The organism is Streptomyces sp. MI02-7b (assembly GCF_033793585.1).
GTDB lineage: Bacteria > Actinomycetota > Actinomycetes > Streptomycetales > Streptomycetaceae > Actinacidiphila.
In genome coordinates this window covers 343,139-363,997 of record NZ_JARAWX010000003.1, presented here as the reverse complement: position 1 = coordinate 363,997, position 20,859 = coordinate 343,139, and the positions used below count along the sequence as shown (strand labels likewise).

General features: G+C 72.7%; 20 protein-coding genes. 11 read left to right on the top strand and 9 right to left on the bottom strand.

Going from position 1 to position 20,859, the window contains the following annotated elements; genetic code table 11:
- Window positions 1–56 precede the first annotated feature (56 nt).
- From PV364_RS06335 to PV364_RS06325, 3 genes are all read right to left on the bottom strand, one after another.
- Window positions 57–860, bottom strand: a complete 804-nt coding sequence (locus PV364_RS06335) for an enoyl-CoA hydratase/isomerase family protein (protein WP_319658685.1) — start codon at window positions 858–860, stop codon at window positions 57–59.
- A gap of 126 nt (window positions 861–986) precedes the next feature.
- The gene (locus PV364_RS06330; protein WP_319658684.1) at window positions 987–2,144 is read right to left on the bottom strand and encodes an adenylate/guanylate cyclase domain-containing protein; all 1,158 of its coding nucleotides are present in this window, start codon (window positions 2,142–2,144) and stop codon (window positions 987–989) included.
- Window positions 2,145–2,238: 94 nt separating this feature from the next.
- Window positions 2,239–3,081: a biotin--[acetyl-CoA-carboxylase] ligase gene (locus tag PV364_RS06325; protein ID WP_319658683.1), complete on the bottom strand. Its 843-nt coding sequence runs from the start codon at window positions 3,079–3,081 to the stop codon at window positions 2,239–2,241.
- Window positions 3,082–3,223: 142 nt separating this feature from the next.
- On the opposite strand from PV364_RS06325, the gene PV364_RS06320 reads away from it, so the two are divergent.
- The 4 genes from PV364_RS06320 (at window position 3,224) to PV364_RS06305 (ending at window position 5,881) form a co-directional block, all read left to right on the top strand.
- A complete protein-coding gene (locus PV364_RS06320; RefSeq protein WP_319658682.1) occupies window positions 3,224–4,813 on the top strand; it encodes an acyl-CoA carboxylase subunit beta in 1,590 nt (529 codons plus the stop codon).
- Between the two features lie 14 nt (window positions 4,814–4,827).
- Window positions 4,828–5,034, top strand: a complete 207-nt coding sequence (locus PV364_RS06315) for an acyl-CoA carboxylase epsilon subunit (protein ID WP_415924529.1) — start codon at window positions 4,828–4,830, stop codon at window positions 5,032–5,034.
- Between the two features lie 84 nt (window positions 5,035–5,118).
- Complete coding sequence (gene mmpB, locus PV364_RS06310) at window positions 5,119–5,250, top strand: morphogenic membrane protein MmpB (protein WP_319658681.1); 132 nt, start codon at window positions 5,119–5,121, stop codon at window positions 5,248–5,250.
- A gap of 13 nt (window positions 5,251–5,263) precedes the next feature.
- Window positions 5,264–5,881, top strand: a complete 618-nt coding sequence (locus PV364_RS06305; protein ID WP_319658680.1) for a nucleoside triphosphate pyrophosphatase — start codon at window positions 5,264–5,266, stop codon at window positions 5,879–5,881.
- 29 nt (window positions 5,882–5,910) lie between these two features.
- On the opposite strand, the gene PV364_RS06300 is transcribed toward PV364_RS06305, so the two are convergent.
- The gene (locus tag PV364_RS06300) at window positions 5,911–6,378 is read right to left on the bottom strand and encodes a hypothetical protein (RefSeq protein ID WP_319658679.1); all 468 of its coding nucleotides are present in this window, start codon (window positions 6,376–6,378) and stop codon (window positions 5,911–5,913) included.
- 375 nt (window positions 6,379–6,753) lie between these two features.
- On the opposite strand from PV364_RS06300, the gene PV364_RS06295 reads away from it, so the two are divergent.
- Window positions 6,754–8,526: an acetyl/propionyl/methylcrotonyl-CoA carboxylase subunit alpha gene (locus tag PV364_RS06295; RefSeq protein WP_319658677.1), complete on the top strand. Its 1,773-nt coding sequence runs from the start codon at window positions 6,754–6,756 to the stop codon at window positions 8,524–8,526.
- A gap of 81 nt (window positions 8,527–8,607) precedes the next feature.
- Here the strand turns inward: PV364_RS06295 and PV364_RS06290 are convergent, their stop codons facing one another.
- Both PV364_RS06290 and PV364_RS06285 read right to left on the bottom strand, forming a co-directional pair.
- Window positions 8,608–9,606 (bottom strand): DeoR/GlpR family DNA-binding transcription regulator, encoded by a 999-nt coding sequence (locus tag PV364_RS06290; protein WP_384294279.1) that lies wholly within the window; start codon window positions 9,604–9,606, stop codon window positions 8,608–8,610.
- 157 nt (window positions 9,607–9,763) lie between these two features.
- A complete protein-coding gene (locus PV364_RS06285) occupies window positions 9,764–11,212 on the bottom strand; it encodes an NAD(P)H-quinone dehydrogenase (protein ID WP_319658675.1) in 1,449 nt (482 codons plus the stop codon).
- Window positions 11,213–11,305: 93 nt separating this feature from the next.
- Between PV364_RS06285 and PV364_RS06280 the strand changes: the two genes are divergently transcribed.
- The 3 genes from PV364_RS06280 to PV364_RS06270 all read left to right on the top strand — a co-directional run bounded on the left by PV364_RS06280 (window position 11,306) and on the right by PV364_RS06270 (window position 14,743).
- On the top strand, window positions 11,306–11,743 hold the full coding sequence (locus tag PV364_RS06280) for a gamma-glutamylcyclotransferase (RefSeq protein ID WP_319658674.1): 438 nt from the start codon (window positions 11,306–11,308) through the stop codon (window positions 11,741–11,743).
- A 183-nt stretch (window positions 11,744–11,926) separates the two neighbouring features.
- Window positions 11,927–12,760: a purine-nucleoside phosphorylase gene (locus PV364_RS06275; protein WP_319658673.1), complete on the top strand. Its 834-nt coding sequence runs from the start codon at window positions 11,927–11,929 to the stop codon at window positions 12,758–12,760.
- A 276-nt stretch (window positions 12,761–13,036) separates the two neighbouring features.
- On the top strand, window positions 13,037–14,743 hold the full coding sequence (locus tag PV364_RS06270) for a phospho-sugar mutase (RefSeq protein ID WP_319658672.1): 1,707 nt from the start codon (window positions 13,037–13,039) through the stop codon (window positions 14,741–14,743).
- A 174-nt stretch (window positions 14,744–14,917) separates the two neighbouring features.
- Here PV364_RS06270 and PV364_RS06265 read toward each other — a convergent pair whose 3' ends face one another.
- From PV364_RS06265 to PV364_RS06255, 3 genes are all read right to left on the bottom strand, one after another.
- Window positions 14,918–15,577: a PH domain-containing protein gene (locus PV364_RS06265; protein ID WP_319658671.1), complete on the bottom strand. Its 660-nt coding sequence runs from the start codon at window positions 15,575–15,577 to the stop codon at window positions 14,918–14,920.
- A gap of 78 nt (window positions 15,578–15,655) precedes the next feature.
- A complete protein-coding gene (locus PV364_RS06260) occupies window positions 15,656–16,609 on the bottom strand; it encodes a hypothetical protein (RefSeq protein WP_319658670.1) in 954 nt (317 codons plus the stop codon).
- Between the two features lie 46 nt (window positions 16,610–16,655).
- Window positions 16,656–17,192 carry a SigE family RNA polymerase sigma factor gene (locus PV364_RS06255; RefSeq protein ID WP_319658669.1) on the bottom strand — a complete coding sequence of 179 codons (537 nt, stop codon included), beginning with the start codon at window positions 17,190–17,192 and terminating at the stop codon, window positions 16,656–16,658.
- A 131-nt stretch (window positions 17,193–17,323) separates the two neighbouring features.
- On the opposite strand from PV364_RS06255, the gene deoC reads away from it, so the two are divergent.
- From deoC to PV364_RS06240, 3 genes are read left to right on the top strand one after another with little or no spacing between them, the layout of a single operon-like run.
- Window positions 17,324–18,319 carry a deoxyribose-phosphate aldolase gene (gene deoC, locus PV364_RS06250; protein ID WP_319658820.1) on the top strand — a complete coding sequence of 332 codons (996 nt, stop codon included), beginning with the start codon at window positions 17,324–17,326 and terminating at the stop codon, window positions 18,317–18,319.
- 6 nt (window positions 18,320–18,325) lie between these two features.
- Window positions 18,326–19,813, top strand: coding sequence for an aldehyde dehydrogenase family protein (locus tag PV364_RS06245; RefSeq protein WP_319658667.1), 1,488 nt, complete (start codon window positions 18,326–18,328; stop codon window positions 19,811–19,813).
- Window positions 19,806–20,729, top strand: coding sequence for an aldehyde dehydrogenase family protein (locus PV364_RS06240; RefSeq protein ID WP_319658666.1), 924 nt, complete (start codon window positions 19,806–19,808; stop codon window positions 20,727–20,729). Before PV364_RS06245 ends, PV364_RS06240 begins: the two co-directional genes overlap by 8 nt.
- Window positions 20,730–20,859: the final 130 nt, after the last annotated feature.

The following is a 20,859-nucleotide window of genomic DNA, read 5'->3' as shown; positions in this document are numbered from 1 at the left end:
GTTTACCGGATCGTGCGCGCTCCGAGCCCGCCCGGCACGGCCGTTTCCCGCGCCAATCACTCCCCCGGCCACACCGGGTCGCGCTTCTCGTTGAACGCCGCGACGCCCTCGGCCCGGTCCCCGGAGAAGGCGACCGAGCGCCAGGCCGCGTCCTCCACGTCCAGGCCGGTGCGCAGGTCCGTGCCCTGTCCGAGGCGCAGCGCCCGCTTGGCGGCCCACAGCCCGACCGGGGAGTTCCGGGCCATCCGGCCGGCCAGCGCCAGCGCCTCCGCGCCGTCCTGGCCCTCCTCGGCGAGGACGTCCACCAGGCCCAGCGCGAGCGCCTCGGCGGCCGGCACCCGCCGTCCCGTGAAGATCAGCTGCGCCGCCCGGGCGGCGCCCACCCGGCGCGGGAGCAGCTGCGTGCCGCCGCCGCCGGGGATCACCCCGACGCTGACCTCCGGCAGGCCGACGACGGCCGTCGGGTCCGCCACGATCACGTCGCAGGCCAGCGCCAGTTCGTAGCCGCCGCCCAGCGCGTAGCCGTGCACGGCGGCCACCGCGGGCATCGGCAGCTCCAGCACGGCGGTGTAGGCGGCGCGGGTGTGCGGGCGCTGCTTCATCAGGTCGGCGTCGGAGAAGGAGTTCCGCTCCTTGAGGTCCGCGCCCACGCAGAAGGCCCGTTCGTGGGTCGAGCTCACCACGGCCACGCTCACCGAGCGGTCGGCCGCCAGCGCCTCGCACGCCTCGGTGATCGCGCGCGCCATCCCGGTGGAGACGGCGTTCATCGCCTTCGGCCGGTCGAGCACCAGCTCGGCGACCCGCCCCGCGTCACCGTGCCGGCGGACCGCCACCCACTCACCAAACCGCAGCTCGGACATTGCCCACGCACCCTTCGGGTCGGCCGTTAACGATCGTGAACCAACCCGAGCAGGGTAGGGCGCGGCCCCCGCCGGCGAAAGCGGCACCGCGGACCCGTACGGCCCGTGCGCGCCCCGCGCCGGCGATCAGCCCCCGCGGCGGCTCAGCAGCCAGGGCTCCACGACGCCGAGACCGCGCACCGGCCGCCGCCACATCGGCTGCAGCGCGAACCGGTACTTCTCGTCCGACCCGGGCTCGACCTCCGCCTCGGACTCGGGCGCCTCGCCGCCGGCGACCAGCGCCTGCGCGAGTTCCCCGTCCACGAGCACCGCGTCCCGCGGCGCTATCGAGGTCAGCCGGCTCGCCAGGTTCACCGTCGTGCCGAAGACGTCGCCCATGCGCGTGGTGACCGTGCCGAAGGCGATGCCGACCCGCAGCGCCGGCATCGTCTCGTCGCCGTTCATCGTCTCGATCAGCCGCATGCCGATCTCCGCGGCGGTGCCCGGGTCGTCGGCGATGAACAGCACTTCGTCACCGAGGGTCTTGACCAGCCGGCCGCCGTGGGCGGCGACCTGGTCGGCGGCCGTGGTCTCGAAGGCCTCGACCAGTTCGCCGAGTTCCTCCTCCTCCAGCCGCCGGGTCAGCCGGGTGAAGCCGACGAGGTCGGCGAAGCCGACCGCGAGCCGCCGGTCGACGGCCTCCTCGTCGTCGGAGCGCACGACCCGGCTGGTGGCGGCGGCCAACTGCCGCCGCCAGACGTAGGTCAGGAACTCCTCCAGCTCCGGCAGCAGCAGCTCGACCAGCGGGTAGGCCACCTCGGCCCGGGTCAGGCCGGGCTCGGGCGGCTCGGTCAGCTCCTCCAGGAAGGAGTCGGTCTGCCACTCGGCGAGCCGCGCGGTGGTCTGCCCCGTGGAACGGGCCACTTGGATGGCCGTGTTCTCGCTGATCAGACCGGCTTCCACCAGACCCGCCAGGCGCCGCAGCGCGAGCACGTCGGCCTCGGTCAGGGCCCGTGCCTGGCCGATGTCGGCGAAGCCCATGGCCCGCCAGAAGCGGGCCGCGAGGTCCATGGAGACGCCGGCGCTGCGGGCCGCCTGGAACGGCGTGTAGAGCCGCTCGGCGCCCATGATCAACTGCTCCAGGCGGAGCGCGATGGGGTCCTCTTCCGGCCCGGACGGCCCGGCCTCCGGTTCGTCCCCCGGCCCGTCCGGCTCGTCGTCGGGCGCGGTGCCCTCCGGCCCGCTCTCCGGCTCCCGGTCCGGTCCGTCGTGCGACGGGAGGTCGCTCGCGTCGTCCACGGTCACCGCCCGCCCCCTCCAGGGTCCCTGCGTACTGGCCCTTCCGCACACCTGTTGTATGGCGGTTGCCGCACCCACCATACGACAGGTGTGGCCTGGCTCACTCTCCCGCCGGCCGCACATGGACGACGTCGCCCGCGGCGACCGCCCGCTCGCCCGCGGCGGTGGCCACGACCAGGCGCCCGTCGTCGTCCACGGCGACCGCCCGGCCGGTCGCCTCGGTGCCGCCAGGGAGCACCGCGCGCACCGTGCGGCCCAGGGTCGTGCAGCCGGCGGCGTACGCCTGCTGCAGCCGCGAGGCCGCCGGATCGCCCTCCGCGCCCAGCCACTCGCCGTACCAGTCGGCCAGCGAGCGCAGCACGGCGCGCAGCAGCGGATCGCGGTCGGTGACCTTCGCCCCGGCGAGCGCCAGCGACCCGGCAGCTGGCACCGGCAGCTCGTCCTCGCGCAGCGTGACATTGAGCCCGATGCCCAGGACGACGGCGTCGTCGCCCACCCGCTCGGCGAGGATGCCGCCGGTCTTGCGCTCCTCGCCGCCGACGGTCACCAGCACGTCGTTGGGCCACTTCAGGCCGGTGTCCACGCCCGCCGTGCGCGCGACGGCGGTGGCCGTGGCGACCCCGGCGAGCAGCGGCAGCCAGCCCCAGCGGTGGGCGGGAGCGGCGGACGGCCGCAGCAGCACGGAGAAGAACAGCCCGGAGCGGGCCGGCGCCTGCCACTGGCGGTCCAGCCGGCCGCGCCCGGCGGTCTGCTCCTCGGCGACCAGCACCGCGCCCTCGGGCGCGCCCTCGCGGGCGCGGGCGCCCAGGTCGCTGTTGGTGGAGCCGGTGGCCTCGACGAGGTCGAAGGAGGTCCACCGGCTGTCCGGCGTGACGATCGCCTTGCGCAGGGCCGTCACGTTCAGCGGCGGGCGGTCGAGGTCGGACCAGCGGTTCGATGTCATGTGTCCCAGCCTAGGAGCAGGGGTGTGGTCAACGCCGCACTGACCGGGCAGCATCCGCGCGGTTACGCTACGGAAACAGAATTACTCGCCAGTCACGTCACACCCTCAGATCCACCCGACGGGAACAGGAGAGCCGCTTCCCATGGCTGAGCCGGAGTACGACATCCACACGACCGCGGGGAAACTCGCGGACCTGCGCCGCCGCACCGAGGAGGCGACCCACGCAGGCTCGGCGCGCGCGGTGGAGAAGCAGCACGCGAAGGGCAAGCTGACGGCCCGTGAGCGCATCGAACTGCTGCTGGACGAGAACTCGTTCGTGGAGCTCGACGAGCTCGCGCGGCACCGCTCGACCAACTTCGGCCTGGAGAAGAACCGCCCCTACGGCGACGGCGTCGTCACCGGCTACGGCACCGTCGACGGACGTCCGGTCGCGGTGTTCTCGCAGGACTTCACGGTGTTCGGCGGGGCGCTCGGCGAGGTCTTCGGCGAGAAGATCGTGAAGGTCATGGACTGGGCGCTGAAGACAGGCTGCCCGGTCATCGGCATCAACGACTCGGGTGGCGCCCGCATCCAGGAGGGCGTGACCTCGCTCGGCCTGTACGGCGAGATCTTCCGCCGCAACACCCACGCCTCCGGCGTGATCCCGCAGATCTCCCTCATCATGGGCCCCTGCGCGGGCGGCGCGGTGTACTCCCCCGCCATCACCGACTTCGTGGTGATGGTCGACCAGACCTCGCACATGTTCATCACGGGACCGGACGTCATCAAGACCGTCACCGGCGAGGACGTCGGCTTCGAGGAGCTCGGCGGCGCCCGCTCGCACAACTCCGTCTCCGGCAACGCGCACCACATGGCGGGCGACGAGAAGGACGCCATCGAGTACGTCAAGGCACTGCTGTCGTACCTGCCGTCCAACAACCTCCAGGAGGCGCCGGCCTACCTCCAGGAGGCGGACCTGGAGGTGGGCGCCGAGGACCTGGAACTCGACGCGCTGATCCCGGACTCGGCGAACCAGCCGTACGACATGCACAAGATCATCGAGCATGTGCTGGACGACGGCGAGTTCCTGGAGACGCAGGCGCTGTTCGCCCCGAACATCGTCACCGGCTTCGGCCGGATCGAGGGCAGCCCGGTCGGCATCGTCGCCAACCAGCCGATGCAGTTCGCCGGCTGCCTGGACATCAACGCCGGCGAGAAGGCCGCGCGCTTCGTCCGCACCTGCGACAGCTTCAACGTCCCGGTCATCACCTTCGTGGACGTCCCCGGCTTCCTGCCGGGCACCGACCAGGAGTGGAACGGCATCATCCGGCGCGGTGCCAAGCTGATCTACGCGTACGCCGAGGCCACCGTGCCGCTGATCACCGTCATCACCCGCAAGGCGTTCGGCGGCGCCTACGACGTCATGGGCTCCAAGCACCTGGGCGCCGACCTCAACCTGGCCTGGCCGACCGCGCAGATCGCCGTCATGGGCGCCCAGGGCGCGGTCAACATCCTGCACCGCCGCACGCTCGCCGAGGCCGCTTCGCCGGAGGAGGCCGAGTCGCTGCGCACGGAGCTGATGCGGGAGTACGAGGACACGCTGCTGAACCCGTACGTCGCCGCCGAACGCGGCTATGTCGACGCCGTGATCATGCCCTCGGAGACCCGTGTGCACCTGGTGAAGGGGCTGCGGACGCTGCGCAACAAGCGCGAGAGCCTGCCGCCGAAGAAGCACGGCAACATCCCGCTGTAAGGAGTGTGCCCACGATGATGATCAAGGTTGAACGGGGCAACCCGACCCCGGAGGAACTGGCGGCCGTCGTCGCCCTCGTCCAGGCGCGGGCCGCGGCCGCACCCGGCCCCGCCGACGGCCCGCGGCAGGCCGACGAGTGGGCCGCCCCCGCGCGCAACGTGCCGTCCCGGCCGCTCCGCCCGTCGCCGGCGGCCTGGCGCGCCACGTACTGGCCGCACTGACCCGGGCCCGCACCCGCGGCGTGCCGCCCGCGCCTGAGTATCCGTACTCAGGCGCGGGCACCGCACACGGCGCACCCTGGACGGATGCTGTGGTCCGACCCGTCCGACGAACCCCCCGAGGAGATGCGGCAGGCCCAGGCGATGCTGCGCCGGGCGATGCTCGTGATCGCCGTCGCCGTCCCCGTCATCACCGCGCTGGTGGCCTGGCGCTGCTGACTACGATGACGGCATGACCGACAGCCGCAGCGCCCGCACCCGCCCGCTCGTCCTCGCGTCCGCCTCCCCCGCGCGGCTCGGGCTGCTCAAGAACGCCGGACTCGACCCGCGGGTCGTCGTCAGCGGCGTCGACGAGGAGGCGGTCAGCGCCGGCAGCCCCGCCGAACTCGCTCTGGTCCTGGCCGAGGCCAAGGCCGCCGCGGTCGCCGCCGGGCTCTCCGGCGACGAGGTGGTCATCGGCTGCGACTCCGTGCTCGACCTGGACGGCCAGGCCCTCGGCAAGCCGTCGGACGCGGAGGACGCCACGGCCCGCTGGAAGTCCATGCGCGGCCGGTCCGGCGTGCTCCGCACCGGACACTGCGTCATCGACCTGGGCGCGGGCGGCCGCAGGGTGTCGGCCACCGCCTCGACCACGGTCCGCTTCGGCACCCCGGACGACGACGAGATCGCCGCCTACGTCGCCTCCGGCGAGCCGCTGGCGGTGGCCGGCGCGTTCACGCTCGACGGACGCTCGGCCCCGTTCGTCGACGGCATCGAGGGCGACTCCGGCAATGTCATCGGGCTGTCGCTGCCGCTGCTGCGCCGGCTGTTCGCGGACCTCGGCCTGCGCATCACGGACTTCTGGGTCTGAGGCGTCCGGGTCGGTCCGGGACTTCCCGGTCAGACCGCGGCGGGCGCCACGGGAGGCGGCGGGGGCGTGCTCCCGCCCGGCTGGTCGGCGGCAGGGGCCGCCGGGGCCTCACCTCCGGCGTACAGGAGCAGGCTGAGCACCACCAGGCCCATGATCACCACCATCCCGACGAACGCCGCCCAGCCCACCGGCGCGGCCAGGCCGGCGGCGAGCACGCCGTGGGTCACGGCGCAGACGATCAGCAGGATGCGGCCGAGGCGCCCGGGGGCGCGGTCCCGGACCGCGGCGCGGGCGAGCACGATCGCGCACCCGATGAGGAAGAGCGCCATCACCACGCCGGCCGCCCACGCACCCGCCGCCATCGCGCTGGGCTTCAGCCCGCCCAGGGACATCTGCTGGTGCTCGACGGCGATGCCCATCACCCAGTTGACGACGGCGAAGCCGAACGCCTCCAGGACGAGCACCACGGCCGCTGTCGCGGCGACACTCCTGCGCACTGCGCGCCCCCTGTCCCCGACCGGCTTACCGCCGGTATCACGTAAGGCGCACGCTACTAACGGGTAGGAGTTGCGGCAAGGGTTTCGCCGCCGCCACCCGTATGGGGCGCTGGTCCGGCAAAGATTTCCCCGGGCCTTCGTGGAGTTCCCACAAAACCAACGCCCCGTCGGCCACGGTGGAGGCTGGTGACCCGGCCCACACCCCAGGGCCCCAAGCACCGGGATGAATAGGGATTTACCGTGGGAAGCCACGGCATCCGAGCCCCCGGCGGGGACTCGTGTCACCCTCCGTGTGGGCAAGCTCACCCCCAGGGGTGCCTCGGCACGAAGTGTCGCCAGTACCTAAACTCTGCTTGTTTCAAGGAGGGAGCCATCGTGCGCAAGGTCCTCATCGCCAACCGCGGTGAAATCGCAGTCCGCGTCGCCCGTGCCTGCCGGGATGCCGGGATCGCCAGTGTGGCCGTCTACGCGGAGCCGGACCGGGACGCGCTGCATGTGCGCGTGGCCGATGAGGCGTACGCGCTGGGCGGTGACACTCCGGCCACCAGTTACCTGGACATCTCCAAGGTGCTGGCGGCCGCTGCCGAAGCCGGGGCGGACGCCGTCCACCCGGGGTACGGCTTCCTGTCGGAGAACGCCGACTTCGCCCAGGCGGTCCTCGACGCGGGCCTGACCTGGATCGGCCCGCCGCCGCAGGCCATCCGGGACCTGGGTGACAAGGTCGCCGCCCGGCACATCGCGCAGCGCGCCGGCGCGCCGCTGGTGGCCGGCACCCCCGACCCGGTCTCCGGGTCCGAGGAGGTCGTCGCCTTCGCGCGTGAGAACGGCCTGCCGATCGCCATCAAGGCCGCCTTCGGCGGCGGCGGACGCGGCCTGAAGGTCGCCCGCACGCTGGAGGAGGTCCCGGAGCTCTACGACTCCGCGGTGCGCGAGGCGGTCGCCGCCTTCGGCCGCGGCGAGTGCTTCGTCGAGCGCTACCTGGACAAGCCCCGGCACGTGGAGACCCAGTGCCTGGCCGACCAGCACGGCAACGTGGTCGTCGTCTCCACCCGTGACTGCTCGCTGCAGCGGCGCCACCAGAAGCTCGTGGAGGAGGCGCCCGCGCCCTTCCTGACCCCCGAGCAGAACGCGCAGCTCTACCGCGCCTCCAAGGCCATCCTCAAGGAGGCCGGCTACGTCGGCGCGGGCACCTGCGAGTTCCTGGTCGGTACCGACGGCACGATCTCCTTCCTGGAGGTCAACACCCGTCTCCAGGTCGAGCACCCGGTCACCGAGGAGGTCACCGGCATCGACCTGGTCCGCGAGATGTTCCGGATCGCCGACGGCGAGGAGCTCGGTTACGACGACCCGCCGATGCGCGGTCACTCCTTCGAGTTCCGCATCAACGGCGAGGACCCCGGCCGCAACTTCCTGCCGGCCCCCGGCACCGTCACCCGGTTCGACGCGCCGTCCGGTCCGGGCGTGCGCCTGGACGCGGGCGTGGAGGCCGGCAGTGTCATCGGCCCCGCCTGGGACTCGCTGCTGGCCAAGCTGATCGTCACCGGCGCCACCCGGCAGCAGGCGCTGCAGCGCGCCGCCCGCGCCCTGGCCGAGTTCCAGGTCGAGGGCATGGCCACCGCCATCCCGTTCCACCGCGCGGTGGTCGCCGACCCGGCGTTCGCGCCCGAGGTGCACGGCGGCGAGGGCCCGTTCACGGTCCACACCCGGTGGATCGAGACGGAGTTCGTCAATGAGATCCCGCCCTTCACCGCCGCGGTCGACGGCGAGGAGTCCGAGGAGCCGGGCCGCGAGACCGTCGTGGTCGAGGTCGGCGGCAAGCGCCTGGAGGTCTCCCTCCCGGCCTCGCTGGGCATGACCCTGGCCCGTACGGCGGCCGCCGGCGGCGCCCGTCCCAAGCGGCGCACGGCGAAGAAGGCCGGCTCCGCCGCCTCCGGCGACAGCCTGGCCTCGCCGATGCAGGGCACCATCGTGAAGGTGGCCGTCGAGGAGGGCCAGGAGGTCAAGGAGGGCGACCTGGTCGTCGTCCTGGAGGCGATGAAGATGGAGCAGCCGCTCAACGCGCACCGCTCCGGCACCATCAAGGGCCTGGCCGCAGAGGTCGGCTCCTCCGTCTCCTCCGGCGCGCTGATCTGCGAGATCAAGGACTGATCCGCGCTCGGGACGACGCAGTACCGCACGCACGGCACCGCACGCGGGCCCCGGCCGACGATCGGCCGGGGCCCGCGGTGGTCAGCGGCGGCGGGGTGCCAGGTCCGCGATCCGCGCGGCCTGCTGCTCCCCGGCCAGTTGGGCGGTGCGCAGCGGGGACATGCTCCCCGCGACGCCTCCGGCCGACTGGCCGGCGGCCCGGGCGCGCGGCTCACCGGGTGGGGCCGCGCTGCCACCGGAGTAGCCCGGTTGCGGGTGCTGGTGCCGGCGGGGGCCCGGCACGGGCGGCATCTCCCGCCGCTGCCGCCCGTGGGGCATCCCGCCGTCCACTCCGTCGGTCGACGCCACCGCGACCTGCACACCGCGGTCGGCCAGCGCCTGGAGCTCGGTCGCGGCACGGTCGTCGCCCGCGGGCGGCGCGTCGGTGACCAGATGCGTGATCAGGTCCGTCGGCACCGTCTGGAACATGGTGTCCGTGCCCAGCTTGGTGTGGTCGGCCAGCACCACGACTTCCGCGGCCGCCTGGACCAGTGCCCGGTCGACGCTCGCGGAGAGCATGTTCGAGGTGGACAGGCCGCGCTCTGCGGTGAGACCGGCCCCGGACAGGAACGCCCGGGAGACCCGCAGCCCTTGCAGGGACTGCTCGGCGCCGCTGCCGACCAGCGCGTAGTTGGACCCGCGGAGCGTGCCGCCGGTCATGACGACCTCGACCCGGTTGGCGTGCGCCAACGCCTGCGCCACGAGCAGGGAGTTGGTCACGACGGTCAGCCCCGGCACCCGGGCGAGCCGGCGTGCCAGCTCCTGGGTGGTGGTACCGGCACCGACGACGATGGCCTCGCCCTCCTCGACGAGACCGGCCGCGAGATCGGCGATCGCCGTCTTCTCCGCGGTCGATAGATGGGATTTCTGCGGAAAGCCGGACTCCCTGGTGAAGCCCCCCGGCAGCACCGCACCGCCGTGCCGGCGGTCGAGCAGTCCTTCTGCCTCCAGCGCCCGCACGTCACGCCGTACGGTCACTTCCGAGGTCTGGACGACGCGGGCGAGCTCACGGAGCGAAACCGCTCCATTGGCGCGCACCATTTCGAGGATCAGTTGGCGACGTTCTGCTGCGAACACGAAACTGACAGTAACGCCAATGACCGTCTGCTATCAGCAGTTTGCACCGATTAACAGAAGTTGTTCGTGAAGTCGGACGTCGCGTGCTATACGGAAAGCTGCGGTCCCGCGCGCCCGGTGGTTACAGCTCCCCGGCGGCCTTCCTGGTGGCCAACTGCCGTGCCGCCTCGCCGATCGAGCCCGACAGCGACGGGTACACCGTGAAGGTGTTCGCCATCTGCTCCACGGTCAGATTGTTGTCGACCGCGATCGAGATGGGGTGGATCAGCTCGCTCGCGCGCAGCGAGACGACCACGCCGCCGACCACGATCCCGGTGCCCGGGCGGCAGAAGAGCTTCACGAAGCCGTCCCGGATGCCCTGCATCTTCGCGCGCGGGTTGCGCAGCAGCGGCAGCTTCAGGACGCGGGCGTCGATGATGCCGGCGTCGACGTCGGACTGCGTGTAGCCGACGGTCGCGATCTCGGGGTCGGTGAAGACGTTGGAGGAGACCGCCTTGAGGTTGAGCGGGCCGACCGTCTCGCCGAGGAAGTGGTACATCGCGATCCGGCCCTGCATGGCGGCGACCGACGCGAGCGCGAAGATGCCCGTGACGTCGCCGGCCGCGTACACGCCCGGAGCGGAGGTGCGGGAGACCTTGTCGGTCCAGATGTGGCCGGACTCCTTGACCTTGACCCCGGCGCCCTCCAGGCCCATGTCGGAGCTGTTGGGTATGGCGCCGACCGCCATGAGGCAGTGGCTGCCGGTGATGACCCGGCCGTCGGAGAGGGTGACCTCGACGCGGTCGCCCACCCGCTTGGCGGACTCGGCGCGGGAGCGGGCCATGACGTTCATGCCGCGGCGCCGGAAGACGTCCTCCAGGACGGCGGCGGCGTCCGGGTCCTCGCCGGGCAGGACGCGGTCGCGGGAGGAGACCAGCGTCACCTTGGAGCCGAGCGCCTGGTACGCGCCGGCGAACTCGGCGCCGGTCACGCCGGAGCCGACCACGATGAGCTCCTCGGGGAGCTCCTCCAGGTCGTACACCTGCGTCCAGTTGAGGATCCGCTCGCCGTCCGGCAGCGCGTCGGGGAGCTCGCGGGGACGCCCGCCGGTGGCGATGAGCACGGCGTCGGCGGTGAGGGTCTCGCTCGTGCCGTCGGCGGCCGTGACGACGACCTTGCGGGAGCCGTCGATGGCCTGCATGCCCTCGAGCCGGCCGCGGCCGCGCAGGACACGGGCACCGGAACGGGTGACGGAGGCGGCGATGTCGTGCGACTGGGCGAGGGCCAGACGCTTCACCCGGCGGTTGACCTTGCCGAGGTCCACGCCGACGACCCGGGCCGCCTGCTCGACGTGCGGCGTGTCGTCCGCCACGATGATGCCCAGTTCCTCGTACGACGAGTCGAAGGTGGTCATCACCTCGGCCGTCGCGATCAGGGTCTTCGACGGTACGCAGTCGGTGAGCACCGACGCCCCGCCCAGACCGTCGCAGTCGACGACGGTCACCTCCGCGCCCAGCTGGCTGGCCACGAGGGCCGCTTCGTATCCGCCGGGTCCGCCACCAATGATCACGATCCGAGTCACGTACCCCATTGTCCCGCACGCGCCAAGTGATCACTTACTGGGCCCCGCGGCCCGGCCGTCGTGGTCGGGTGGGCAGGGCCCCTCTGTCGTACTCTCGTCACCATGTCGCTCTACGCCGCGTACGCCGGCAACCTCGACGCGCGGCTGATGACCCGCCGCGCCCCGCACTCGCCGCTGCGCGGAACCGGCTGGCTCGACGGCTGGCGCCTGACGTTCGGCGGCGAGCAGATGGGCTGGGAGGGGGCGATCGCCACCCTGGTGGAGGACCCGCTGCACCAGGTCTTCGTCGGGCTCTACGACATCGCGCCGGTCGACGACGAGTCACTCGACCGCTGGGAGGGCGTGCCGCTGGGCATCTACCGCCGCCACCAGGTCCGCGCGCACACCCTGGACGGCGACGTGACGGCGTGGATCTACGTGCTCAACGACTACGAGGGCGGCCTCCCCTCCGCCCGCTACCTCGGCGAGCTGGCCGACGCGGCGGAGTCCGCGGGCGCGCCGCACGACTACGTCATGGAACTGCGCAAGCGCCCCTGCTGACCGCCGGGGCGCGCGACCCGGGCACGGCGGAGACGAACACCGGGTGATCCGCACGGAAAGCGCTCGCCACCGGACGCCCCGAAGGTCACCATGGGAGCGTCAATCGTCGGATCCTCCGAAGTTTCGCAGACCGTGACCTGAGACGTCTACGCGCGTAGGAGATAACCGGCTACCCTCATCGGCGTGAACTCTTCCGCACATCCCAACGCAGCCCGCACTCCGCTGGGCGACCCGTACGCCGCCGCCACGGAGGCCGCCGCTCGCCTGCGCGAGCTCACCGGCGACGAGACCCACGACGTCGCCCTGGTGATGGGCTCCGGATGGGTGCCGGCCGCCGACATGCTCGGTGAGGCCGAGTACGAGTTCGCGATCACGGAACTGCCGGGCTTCCCGCCGCCGGCCGTCGCGGGCCACTCCGGCAAGGTGCGCTCGGTGCGGATGGGCGATCGGCGCGCCCTGGTGTTCCTCGGCCGCAACCACTTCTACGAGGGCCACGGCGTGGCCACCGTGGTGCACGGCGTGCGCACCGCCGTCGCCGCGGGCTGCAAGACCGTCGTGCTCACCAACGGCTGCGGCGGCCTGCGCCCCACCTACCGGCCCGGCCAGGCCGTGCTGATCAGCGACCACATCAACATGACGGCCACCTCGCCGATCGTGGGTGCCAACTTCGTGGACCTCACCGACCTGTACTCGCCGCGGCTGCGCGCGCTGTGCAAGGAGGTCGACCCCTCCCTGGAGGAGGGCGTCTACGTCCAGCTGCCCGGCCCGCACTACGAGACGCCGGCCGAGATCAACATGGTCCGCACCATCGGCGGCGACCTGGTCGGCATGTCCACGGCGCTGGAGGCCATCGCGGCCCGCGAGGCGGGCGCCGAGGTGCTGGGCATCTCCCTGGTCACCAACCTCGCCGCCGGCATGACCGGCGAACCCCTCAACCACGAGGAGGTCCTGGAGGCCGGCCGCGACTCCGCCGCCCGCATGGGCGCCCTCCTCGCCCAGGTGCTGGAGCGGATCTGACCGCCCGCCGGGATGCCGGCCGCCGGGCGGGACCGGGGCGCGAACGCCCCGCCCGCCCGTAGCCGGCTCCGGCGCCCGGTTCACCTGGTTAGGGAACCCGCGGGCGCGGGGAGGTAACCCCCTGTCCCCCGGCCCGCGCCGCCCCCACCCCGGCCGCCGCCCGCCGGACGGGCCCCGGCACGCCCGCGCGACCCGCGCGGCGGGCACGCCGGTCCCGAGACCGGCCACCGCGCGGCGGAGGCGGCACCGACGACCGAGACATCGCAGGAGCATCACGTGGCAAGCGCAAGCGCAGGCGCCGGCAGCACCGCAGAACTGATCCGGCAGGCCCGGACCTGGCTGGTTGAGGACCCCGACCCGGACACCCGCGGCGAGCTGGAGACCCTGCTCACCGCCGCCGAGGCCGGCGACCGGGACGCGGTGGACGAGCTGGCGGACCGGTTCGCGGGCACCTTGCAGTTCGGCACCGCCGGACTGCGCGGCGAGATCGGCGCGGGCCCCATGCGGATGAACCGCTCGGTCGTCATCCGGGCGGCCGGAGGCCTGGCCGCGTACCTCACGGCGCAGGGCCAGGGCGACGGGCTGGTCGTCATCGGCTACGACGCGCGCCACAAGTCGTACGACTTCGCGCGCGACACCGCCGCCGTCATGGTGGGCGCGGGGCTGCGCGCCGCACTGCTGTCCCGGCCGCTACCGACGCCCGTGCTCGCCTTCGCCGTCCGCCACCTCGGCGCGGCCGCGGGCGTGATGGTGACCGCGAGCCACAACCCGCCCCAGGACAACGGCTACAAGGTCTACCTCGGCGACGGCTCGCAGATCGTGCCGCCCGCCGACTCCGGCATCGCCGCCGAGATCGCCGCGATCGGCCCGCTCGCGGACGTGCCGCTTTCCGACGAGGGCTGGCAGGTGTTCGGCGACGAGGTCGTCGAGGCCTACCTGGACCGCGTCGCCTCGGTGGTGGACCGGCACTCCCCGCGGGACCTGTCCGTGGTCTACACCCCCCTGCACGGCGTCGGTCGCGACACGCTGACCGCCGCCTTCGCGCGGGCCGGTTTCGCCGCCCCGCACGTGGTGGCCGAACAGGCCGAGCCCGACGCGGACTTCCCGACCGTCGCGTTCCCCAACCCCGAGGAGCCGGGGGCGATGGACCTGTCCTTCGCTGCCGCCCGCGAGCTGGGTCCCGACATCGTCATCGCCAACGACCCCGACGCGGACCGCTGCGCCGTCGCCGTCCCGGACCGCGCCGCCGAGGCCGGCTGGCGGATGCTGCGCGGCGACGAGGTGGGCGCGCTGCTCGCGACCCATCTGGTCCACCAGCGCGCCACGGGCACCTTCGCGGCGAGCATCGTCTCCTCCTCGCTGCTGTCCCGCATCGCCGCCCGGGCGGGCCTCGACTACGCCGACACGCTGACCGGCTTCAAGTGGATCTCCCGCGTGGAGGGCCTGCGCTACGGCTACGAGGAAGCGCTCGGCTACTGCGTGGACCCCGGCGGCGTCCGCGACAAGGACGGCATCAGCGCGGCCCTGGCCGTCGCCGAACTCGCGGCCGAGCTCAAGGCCAAGGGCCGCACGCTCTCCGACCTCCTGGACGACATCGCTCTGGAGTACGGCCTGCACGCCACCGACCAGCTCTCGGTGCGGGTCGCCGACCTCAGCCTCATCGGCGACGCCATGACCCGGCTGCGGGAGCGGCCGCCGGCCTCGCTGGCGGGACTGACCGTGACGATCGCCGAGGACCTCACCCAGGGCAGCGGGGCCCTGCCCCCGACCGACGGCCTGCGCTACCACCTCGCCGGCGCCGGCCCGGTCGAGGCGGCCCGTGTCATCGTCCGGCCCAGCGGCACCGAGCCCAAGCTCAAGTGCTACCTGGAGGTCGTCCTCCCGGTCCCCGGCGGTGCCGACACCCTCGCGGCCACCCGCACGAGGGCGGCCGAGGTCCTGTCCGCCCTCAAGACCGACCTCGCGTCCGCCGCGGGCATCTGAACCTCCCCCCGCGCTGACGGGGCGGTTCGGCGGCGGGCGGCCGCCGCCGAACCGCCCCGTCAGCGACGCTCCGTGGTCGGGGGGGGTGGCCTCCCCCAGACCACAGGGGAGAGGAATCGGCCGGACCGGCAGCCGGAACCAAGGGCTGGGCCCGGCCCCGGGCGGGCCCCCGGCTCAGCCCGTGGCGAGCAGGACCACCAGGGCGATCGCCCCGGCCGCCGCGGGTGCGATCACCTCGTACGCCCAGCGCACCGTGACCTCGCCCTGGGCGGTGTCGCGGCCCGCGTTCTTCTCGGCGAGCTCACGCAGTTCGGCGACGACCCGGTCGGACCAGGCCCTGGTGGGGACGGAGTCCGACGCGCCCAAGCGCCCCCTCGGGGCAGTACCCGACTCGGTCGCGGACGCCGCCCGGGCCTGGGCCCGCGCCGCACGCTTGCGGGCCCGCATCGACACCGGCACCGCCCACAGCTGGTACTTCCTGCTCCCGGCGAACAGCTCCGTGGAGTAACCGGAGCGCAGTCCCTCCACCGCGGCCCACGGCACGGTGATCGTCCGGAAGGGGTTGCGCACCCGCAGCCGTTCCTCCCCCGCGAACACCACCGGGCGCAGGCTGAAGGCGACGATCAGCGGCACGACCAGCACCAGCAGCGCCAGAGCAACCCAGGGAGTGCGGCCGTCGCCCCGGACGATCGCGTCGATGCCGAGCCAGAGGGCGATGGCGAGCATGATCACTCCGCCGCCGATACCAGCCGCCGAGCGGTAGGACCGGTCGGCGTACTTCGGCTGCCCCGGTTCGGGCTGCGGGTCGGGGGCGGGGGTCTGCGAGCTCGTCATGAGATCAGATTGTGCCCGACGGGCCGCCGCTGCCTCACGGGGCGGAGGTTGCGTTAGTGCATCGGCGTCAGCGGCTGCCTACGCGTACCCCTTGTCGTCGGCCGAGTCGTAGACCAGCTTGCCCGCGGTGTCATAGCCCTTGATGTGCGGCAGGGCGCTCGCCGCCCTGGTCAGGACGCCGGTCGCGACGAAGTACCCGTGGTCGAGCACCGCCTGCTTCGTGACGCCGCCGTAGGCGACGGTGACCTCGGCGACCCCGGGCTTCACCGTGCCGATGCTGCCCCAGCGGAAGGGGAAGACGTACGGCAGGCCGGGACCGGTGCTGGTGTCCTGCTTGTAGAGCCGGAAGGCGTTGATGTCCGGCTGCACCGGCGCCCCCTCGGGCTCGGCGCCTACGCTGGAGTTGAAACCCGACTCGCCGTTCTTCTCGGTGCAGATCAGCCGGGTGGGAGTGCCGCCGGGCTTTTTGACCGCCACGACATTGATCCCGTCGCCGGGGGAGTTCTCGTCGCCTGTGGCGTTCATGGCCAGGATGACGCGGTAGTCCTCGGCCTTGCCTGCGTCGCCGGCGGGAACGCCCCTGTGCTCATGGGCCTTCTGGGCTGCCAGGCACTTCTCCAGTGCGCTGCTCGCCCGCTCCAAAGTGATGCCGTCCGTCAGCTGCCCAGGTGTGAGCGGCCCCTCCGGGCCGCTCGGCGTCCGGCTCACCCGCGGTGACGCGGCGGAGTGCCGCGGAGCGGTGCTCGCCGTCGACGCGGCGTCGCCGGGCAGCGCGGTCGTGCCGCGCCCCTCCGGCTGGAAGTGCACCGCGAGGGCCGTCCCCGGCAGCGCGGCGAGCACGGCCAGCCCCGCCCCGGCGGCGGCCATGCGGCGTCTGCGGTCCGTCCTGCCCTGCCGCACGATCGAGGCGACGGGCGCCTCGCCCGCTCGCACCGCCTCCGTCTGCTCCTCCAGAAGCTCGCGCAGCACGGCCTCGAACTCCGTGTCCTGCTCCGCCGGGCCGTGCCCCGCGCCGTGTCCTGTGTCCCTCATCGGACTCCTCCGCTCTCCCCGGTCCTCGTGTGCTGTCCGCTGTGCCTCATGACGTCCGCACCCCCACGCCCGCGCCGGCTCCTGCCGTGTGCTCCACCGCAGGGCCCAGCCGGACGCGGAGTTTGGCCAGGCCCTTGGCCGCCTGGCTCTTGACCGTGCCGACCGAGCAGCCGAGGGACTCGGCCACCTCGGTCTCCGACAGGTCGTCCCAATAGCGCAGCACCACCACGGCCCGCTGCCGGCTCGGCAGCTCGCCGAGAGCCGCCAGCAGCACCTGCCGCTGTGCCACCCGTGCCGTGGGATCGGCGCCGACACCGTCCGGCGGCATGTCCACCAGCCGTTCGGGCACCCGTTTCTTGCGGAACCGGTCCTTGTTGCAGGTGATCAGGATCCGGCGCACATAAGCGTCGGGGTTGTCCCTGCGCTGGATCCTGCGCCAGGACCGGTAGGCCTTGGCGAGGGCGGTCTGCGCGAGGTCCTCGGCGTGATGCCTGTCACCCGTGAGCAGATAGGCCGTCCTCACCAGCTGGGCCCATCTGGCGCGGACGTACCCTTGGAACTCCGCCTCGTGGTCTGCGTTCATCGATGACCCCCTTCACCCACCAGACCGCCACTCCTCCGGATTCGGTTGCCCGGGCGGCCCGGCGGGATCAGATGGATGCCTTTCTCCCCGGTGACATTCGCTACGCGCGTAGATATGCTCGTCTGGTGACCATGCCCACCACTGTTCCCGCTCACGGCCCGGACGCCGCGGCGAGGCTGGCGTCGATGTCCGACGTCACGTCCTCCGACGCCGCGCTGCGCCGCTTCCTGCACGGGCTGCCCGGCGTCGACGCGGTCGGCCTCGAGGCCCGCGCCGCAAGCCTCGGCACCCGCTCGATCAAGACCACGGCGAAGGCCTACGCCATCGACCTGGCGATCTCCATGATCGACCTGACCACGCTCGAAGGCGCGGACACCCCGGGCAAGGTCCGGGCGCTGTGCGCCAAGGGCGTCACCCCGGACCCGACCGACCGCACGGCCCCCCAGGTCGCCGCGATCTGCGTCTACCCGGACATGGCCGCGATCGCCAAGGAGTCCCTCGGCTCCTCCGGCGTCCGGGTCGCCTCCGTCGCCACCGCCTTCCCGGCCGGCCGTGCCGCACTGCCCGTCAAGCTCGCCGACACCGCGGACGCGGTGGCCGCCGGGGCCGACGAGGTCGACATGGTCATCGACCGCGGCGCCTTCCTGTCCGGCCGCTACCTGAAGGTCTTCGAGGAGATCAAGGCGGTCAAGGAGGCCTGCCGCCGCGCCGACGGAAGCTCCGCCCGCCTCAAGGTGATCTTCGAGACCGGCGAGCTGGCGACGTACGACAACATCCGCCGCGCCTCCTGGCTCGGCATGCTCGCCGGCGCCGACTTCATCAAGACCTCGACCGGCAAGGTCGCGGTCAACGCGACCCCCGCCAACACCCTGCTGATGCTGGAGGCCGTGCGCGACTTCCGCGCCGCCACCGGCGTCCAGATCGGCGTGAAGCCCGCCGGCGGCATCCGCACCTCCAAGGACGCCATCAAGTTCCTGGTGCTGGTGAACGAGACCGTGGGCGACGAGTGGCTGAGCAACGAGTGGTTCCGCTTCGGCGCGTCCAGCCTGCTCAACGACCTGCTCATGCAGCGCCAGAAGCTGAGCACCGGCCGCTACTCCGGTCCCGACTACGTGACGGTGGACTGAGAACCCATGACCAAGAACACCCAGAAGAACCACGCGCAGCGGTCCGAGCAGCCGAGGCCGGGCTCCGCCTTCGCGTACGCGCCCGCGCCGGAGTCCCGTTCCGTCGTCGACATCGCGCCCTCCTACGGCCTGTTCATCGACGGCGAGTTCGCCGAGGCCGCCGACGGCAGGGTCTTCAAGACCGTCAGCCCGTCCACCGAGGAAGTGCTCTCCGAGGTCGCCCGGGCCGGTGAGGCGGACGTGGACCGCGCCGTGCGGGCCGCCCGCCGCGCCTTCGCCTCGTGGTCGGCGCTGCCCGGCTCCGAGCGGGCCAAGTACCTGTTCCGCATCGCACGGATCGTCCAGGAACGCTCGCGCGAACTGGCCGTACTGGAGACCCTGGACAACGGCAAGCCGATCAAGGAGACCCGCGACGCCGACCTCCCGCTGGTCGCCGCGCACTTCTTCTACTACGCCGGCTGGGCGGACAAGCTCTCGCACGCCGGCTACGGCCCGAACCCCCGCCCGCTGGGCGTGGCCGGCCAGGTCATCCCGTGGAACTTCCCGCTGCTGATGCTGGCGTGGAAGATCGCCCCGGCGCTGGCCGCCGGCAACACCGTGGTCCTCAAGCCCGCCGAGACCACGCCGCTGTCCGCGCTGTTCTTCGCCGACATCTGCCGCCAGGCGGGCCTGCCCAAGGGCGTCGTCAACATCCTCCCGGGCTACGGTGACGCCGGCGCCGCGCTCGTCGCGCACGAGGACGTCGACAAGGTCGCCTTCACCGGCTCCACCGGGGTCGGCAAGCAGATCGCCCGCAGCGTCGCCGGCACGAAGAAGAAGGTCACGCTGGAGCTGGGCGGCAAGGGCGCCAACATCGTCTTCGACGACGCCCCGATCGACCAGGCCGTCGAGGGCATCGTCAACGGCATCTTCTTCAACCAGGGCCAGGTCTGCTGCGCCGGCTCCCGCCTGCTGCTGCAGGAGTCGGTGGCCGACGAGGTGCTGGACGCGCTCAAGCGCCGGCTGTCGACGCTGCGCGTCGGCGACCCGCTGGACAAGAACACCGACGTCGGCGCCATCAACTCCGCCGAGCAGCTGGCACGGATCACCGCGCTCGCCGAGGCCGGGGAGGCCGAGGGCGCCGAGCGCTGGTCCCCCGAGTGCGAACTGCCCTCTTCCGGCTACTGGTTCGCGCCGACGCTGTTCACCGGTGTCACCCAGGCGCACCGCATCGCCCGCGAGGAGATCTTCGGCCCGGTGCTGTCCGTGCTGACCTTCCGCACCCCGGCCGAGGCCGTGGAGAAGGCCAACAACACGCCGTACGGCCTGTCGGCCGGCATCTGGACGGAGAAGGGCTCGCGCATCCTGTCGGTCGCGAACCAGCTCCGCGCGGGTGTGGTGTGGGCCAACACGTTCAACAAGTTCGACCCGACCTCGCCGTTCGGCGGCTACAAGGAGTCCGGCTTCGGCCGCGAGGGCGGCCGGCACGGTCTGGAGGGGTACCTCGATGTCTGACAAGCCCGAGAAGTCCGAGAAGCCGGAGGCAGCGCGGCTGTCCGTCTTCAAGACCTACAAGCTGTTCGTCGGGGGCAAGTTCCCCCGCAGCGAGAGCGGGCGGGTGTACGAGGTGACCGACTCCAAGGGCGGCTGGCTCGCCAACGCGCCGCAGTCCTCCCGCAAGGACGCCCGTGACGCGGTCTCCGCCGCCCGCAAGGCCGTCGCCGGCTGGTCCGGCGCGACCGCCTACAACCGGGGCCAGGTGCTCTACCGCGTCGCGGAGATGCTGGAGGGCCGCCGGGACCAGTTCGTGCGCGAGGTCGCCGAGGCCGAGGGGCTGTCGAAGTCGAAGGCGGCCGCCGTCGTGGACGCCGCGATCGACCGCTGGGTCTGGTACGCGGGGTGGACCGACAAGATCGCCCAGGTCGTCGGCGGCGCCAACCCCGTGGCGGGGCCGTACTTCAACCTCTCCAGCCCCGAGCCCACCGGTGTCGTGGCGGTCCTCGCGCCGCAGGAGTCGTCCTTCCTCGGCCTGGTGTCGGTGATCGCCCCGGTGATCGCCACCGGCAACACGGCGGTCGTCGTCACGAGCGAGAAGGCCCCGCTGCCCGCGCTGTCGCTGGGCGAGGTGCTGGCCACCTCGGACGTGCCCGGCGGTGTGGTCAACCTGCTGTCCGGCCGGACGTCCGAGATCGCCCCGACGCTCGCCGCGCACCAGGACGTCAACGCCATCGACCTCGCGGGCGCGGCGCACGACGCCGATCTGGCCCGGGAGCTGGAGGTGGCCGCCGCGGACAACCTCAAGCGGGTGCTGCGTCCACAGGCTGTGGACTGGGCGGCCGAGCCCGGCACGGAGCGCATGACCGCGTTCCTGGAGACGAAGACCGTGTGGCACCCGGCGGGTGCGGGCGCGGGCTCCGGCTCCGCCTACTGACCCGGACTCCCCGGCGGCCCGTTCCGCCGCCGGGGAGCCTTCTCGACGGCGGGGCGAGCCGCCGTGTCCGCGGTGTCGTCCGTCGTCGTGCCCGTCGATGAGCAAGCGAGGCGTTCGTACGCCGTCCGGC

What these genes read in the sequence shown, in the direction of transcription:
- PV364_RS06260 (WP_319658670.1), bottom strand. Translation starts at nt 16,609, where the DNA reads ATGAGGGACACAGGACACGGCGCGGGGCACGGCCCGGCGGAGCAGGAC.
- PV364_RS06280 (WP_319658674.1), top strand. Translation starts at nt 11,306, where the DNA reads ATGTCGCTCTACGCCGCGTACGCCGGCAACCTCGACGCGCGGCTGATG.
- PV364_RS06335 (WP_319658685.1), bottom strand. Translation starts at nt 860, where the DNA reads ATGTCCGAGCTGCGGTTTGGTGAGTGGGTGGCGGTCCGCCGGCACGGT.
- PV364_RS06290 (WP_384294279.1), bottom strand. Translation starts at nt 9,606, where the DNA reads ATGGTGCGCGCCAATGGAGCGGTTTCGCTCCGTGAGCTCGCCCGCGTC.
- PV364_RS06255 (WP_319658669.1), bottom strand. Translation starts at nt 17,192, where the DNA reads ATGAACGCAGACCACGAGGCGGAGTTCCAAGGGTACGTCCGCGCCAGA.
- mmpB (WP_319658681.1), top strand. Translation starts at nt 5,119, where the DNA reads ATGCTGTGGTCCGACCCGTCCGACGAACCCCCCGAGGAGATGCGGCAG.
- PV364_RS06325 (WP_319658683.1), bottom strand. Translation starts at nt 3,081, where the DNA reads ATGACATCGAACCGCTGGTCCGACCTCGACCGCCCGCCGCTGAACGTG.
- PV364_RS06245 (WP_319658667.1), top strand. Translation starts at nt 18,326, where the DNA reads ATGACCAAGAACACCCAGAAGAACCACGCGCAGCGGTCCGAGCAGCCG.
- PV364_RS06265 (WP_319658671.1), bottom strand. Translation starts at nt 15,577, where the DNA reads ATGACGAGCTCGCAGACCCCCGCCCCCGACCCGCAGCCCGAACCGGGG.
- PV364_RS06305 (WP_319658680.1), top strand. Translation starts at nt 5,264, where the DNA reads ATGACCGACAGCCGCAGCGCCCGCACCCGCCCGCTCGTCCTCGCGTCC.
- PV364_RS06240 (WP_319658666.1), top strand. Translation starts at nt 19,806, where the DNA reads ATGTCTGACAAGCCCGAGAAGTCCGAGAAGCCGGAGGCAGCGCGGCTG.
- deoC (WP_319658820.1), top strand. Translation starts at nt 17,324, where the DNA reads ATGCCCACCACTGTTCCCGCTCACGGCCCGGACGCCGCGGCGAGGCTG.
- PV364_RS06320 (WP_319658682.1), top strand. Translation starts at nt 3,224, where the DNA reads ATGGCTGAGCCGGAGTACGACATCCACACGACCGCGGGGAAACTCGCG.
- PV364_RS06285 (WP_319658675.1), bottom strand. Translation starts at nt 11,212, where the DNA reads ATGGGGTACGTGACTCGGATCGTGATCATTGGTGGCGGACCCGGCGGA.
- PV364_RS06315 (WP_415924529.1), top strand. Translation starts at nt 4,828, where the DNA reads ATGATGATCAAGGTTGAACGGGGCAACCCGACCCCGGAGGAACTGGCG.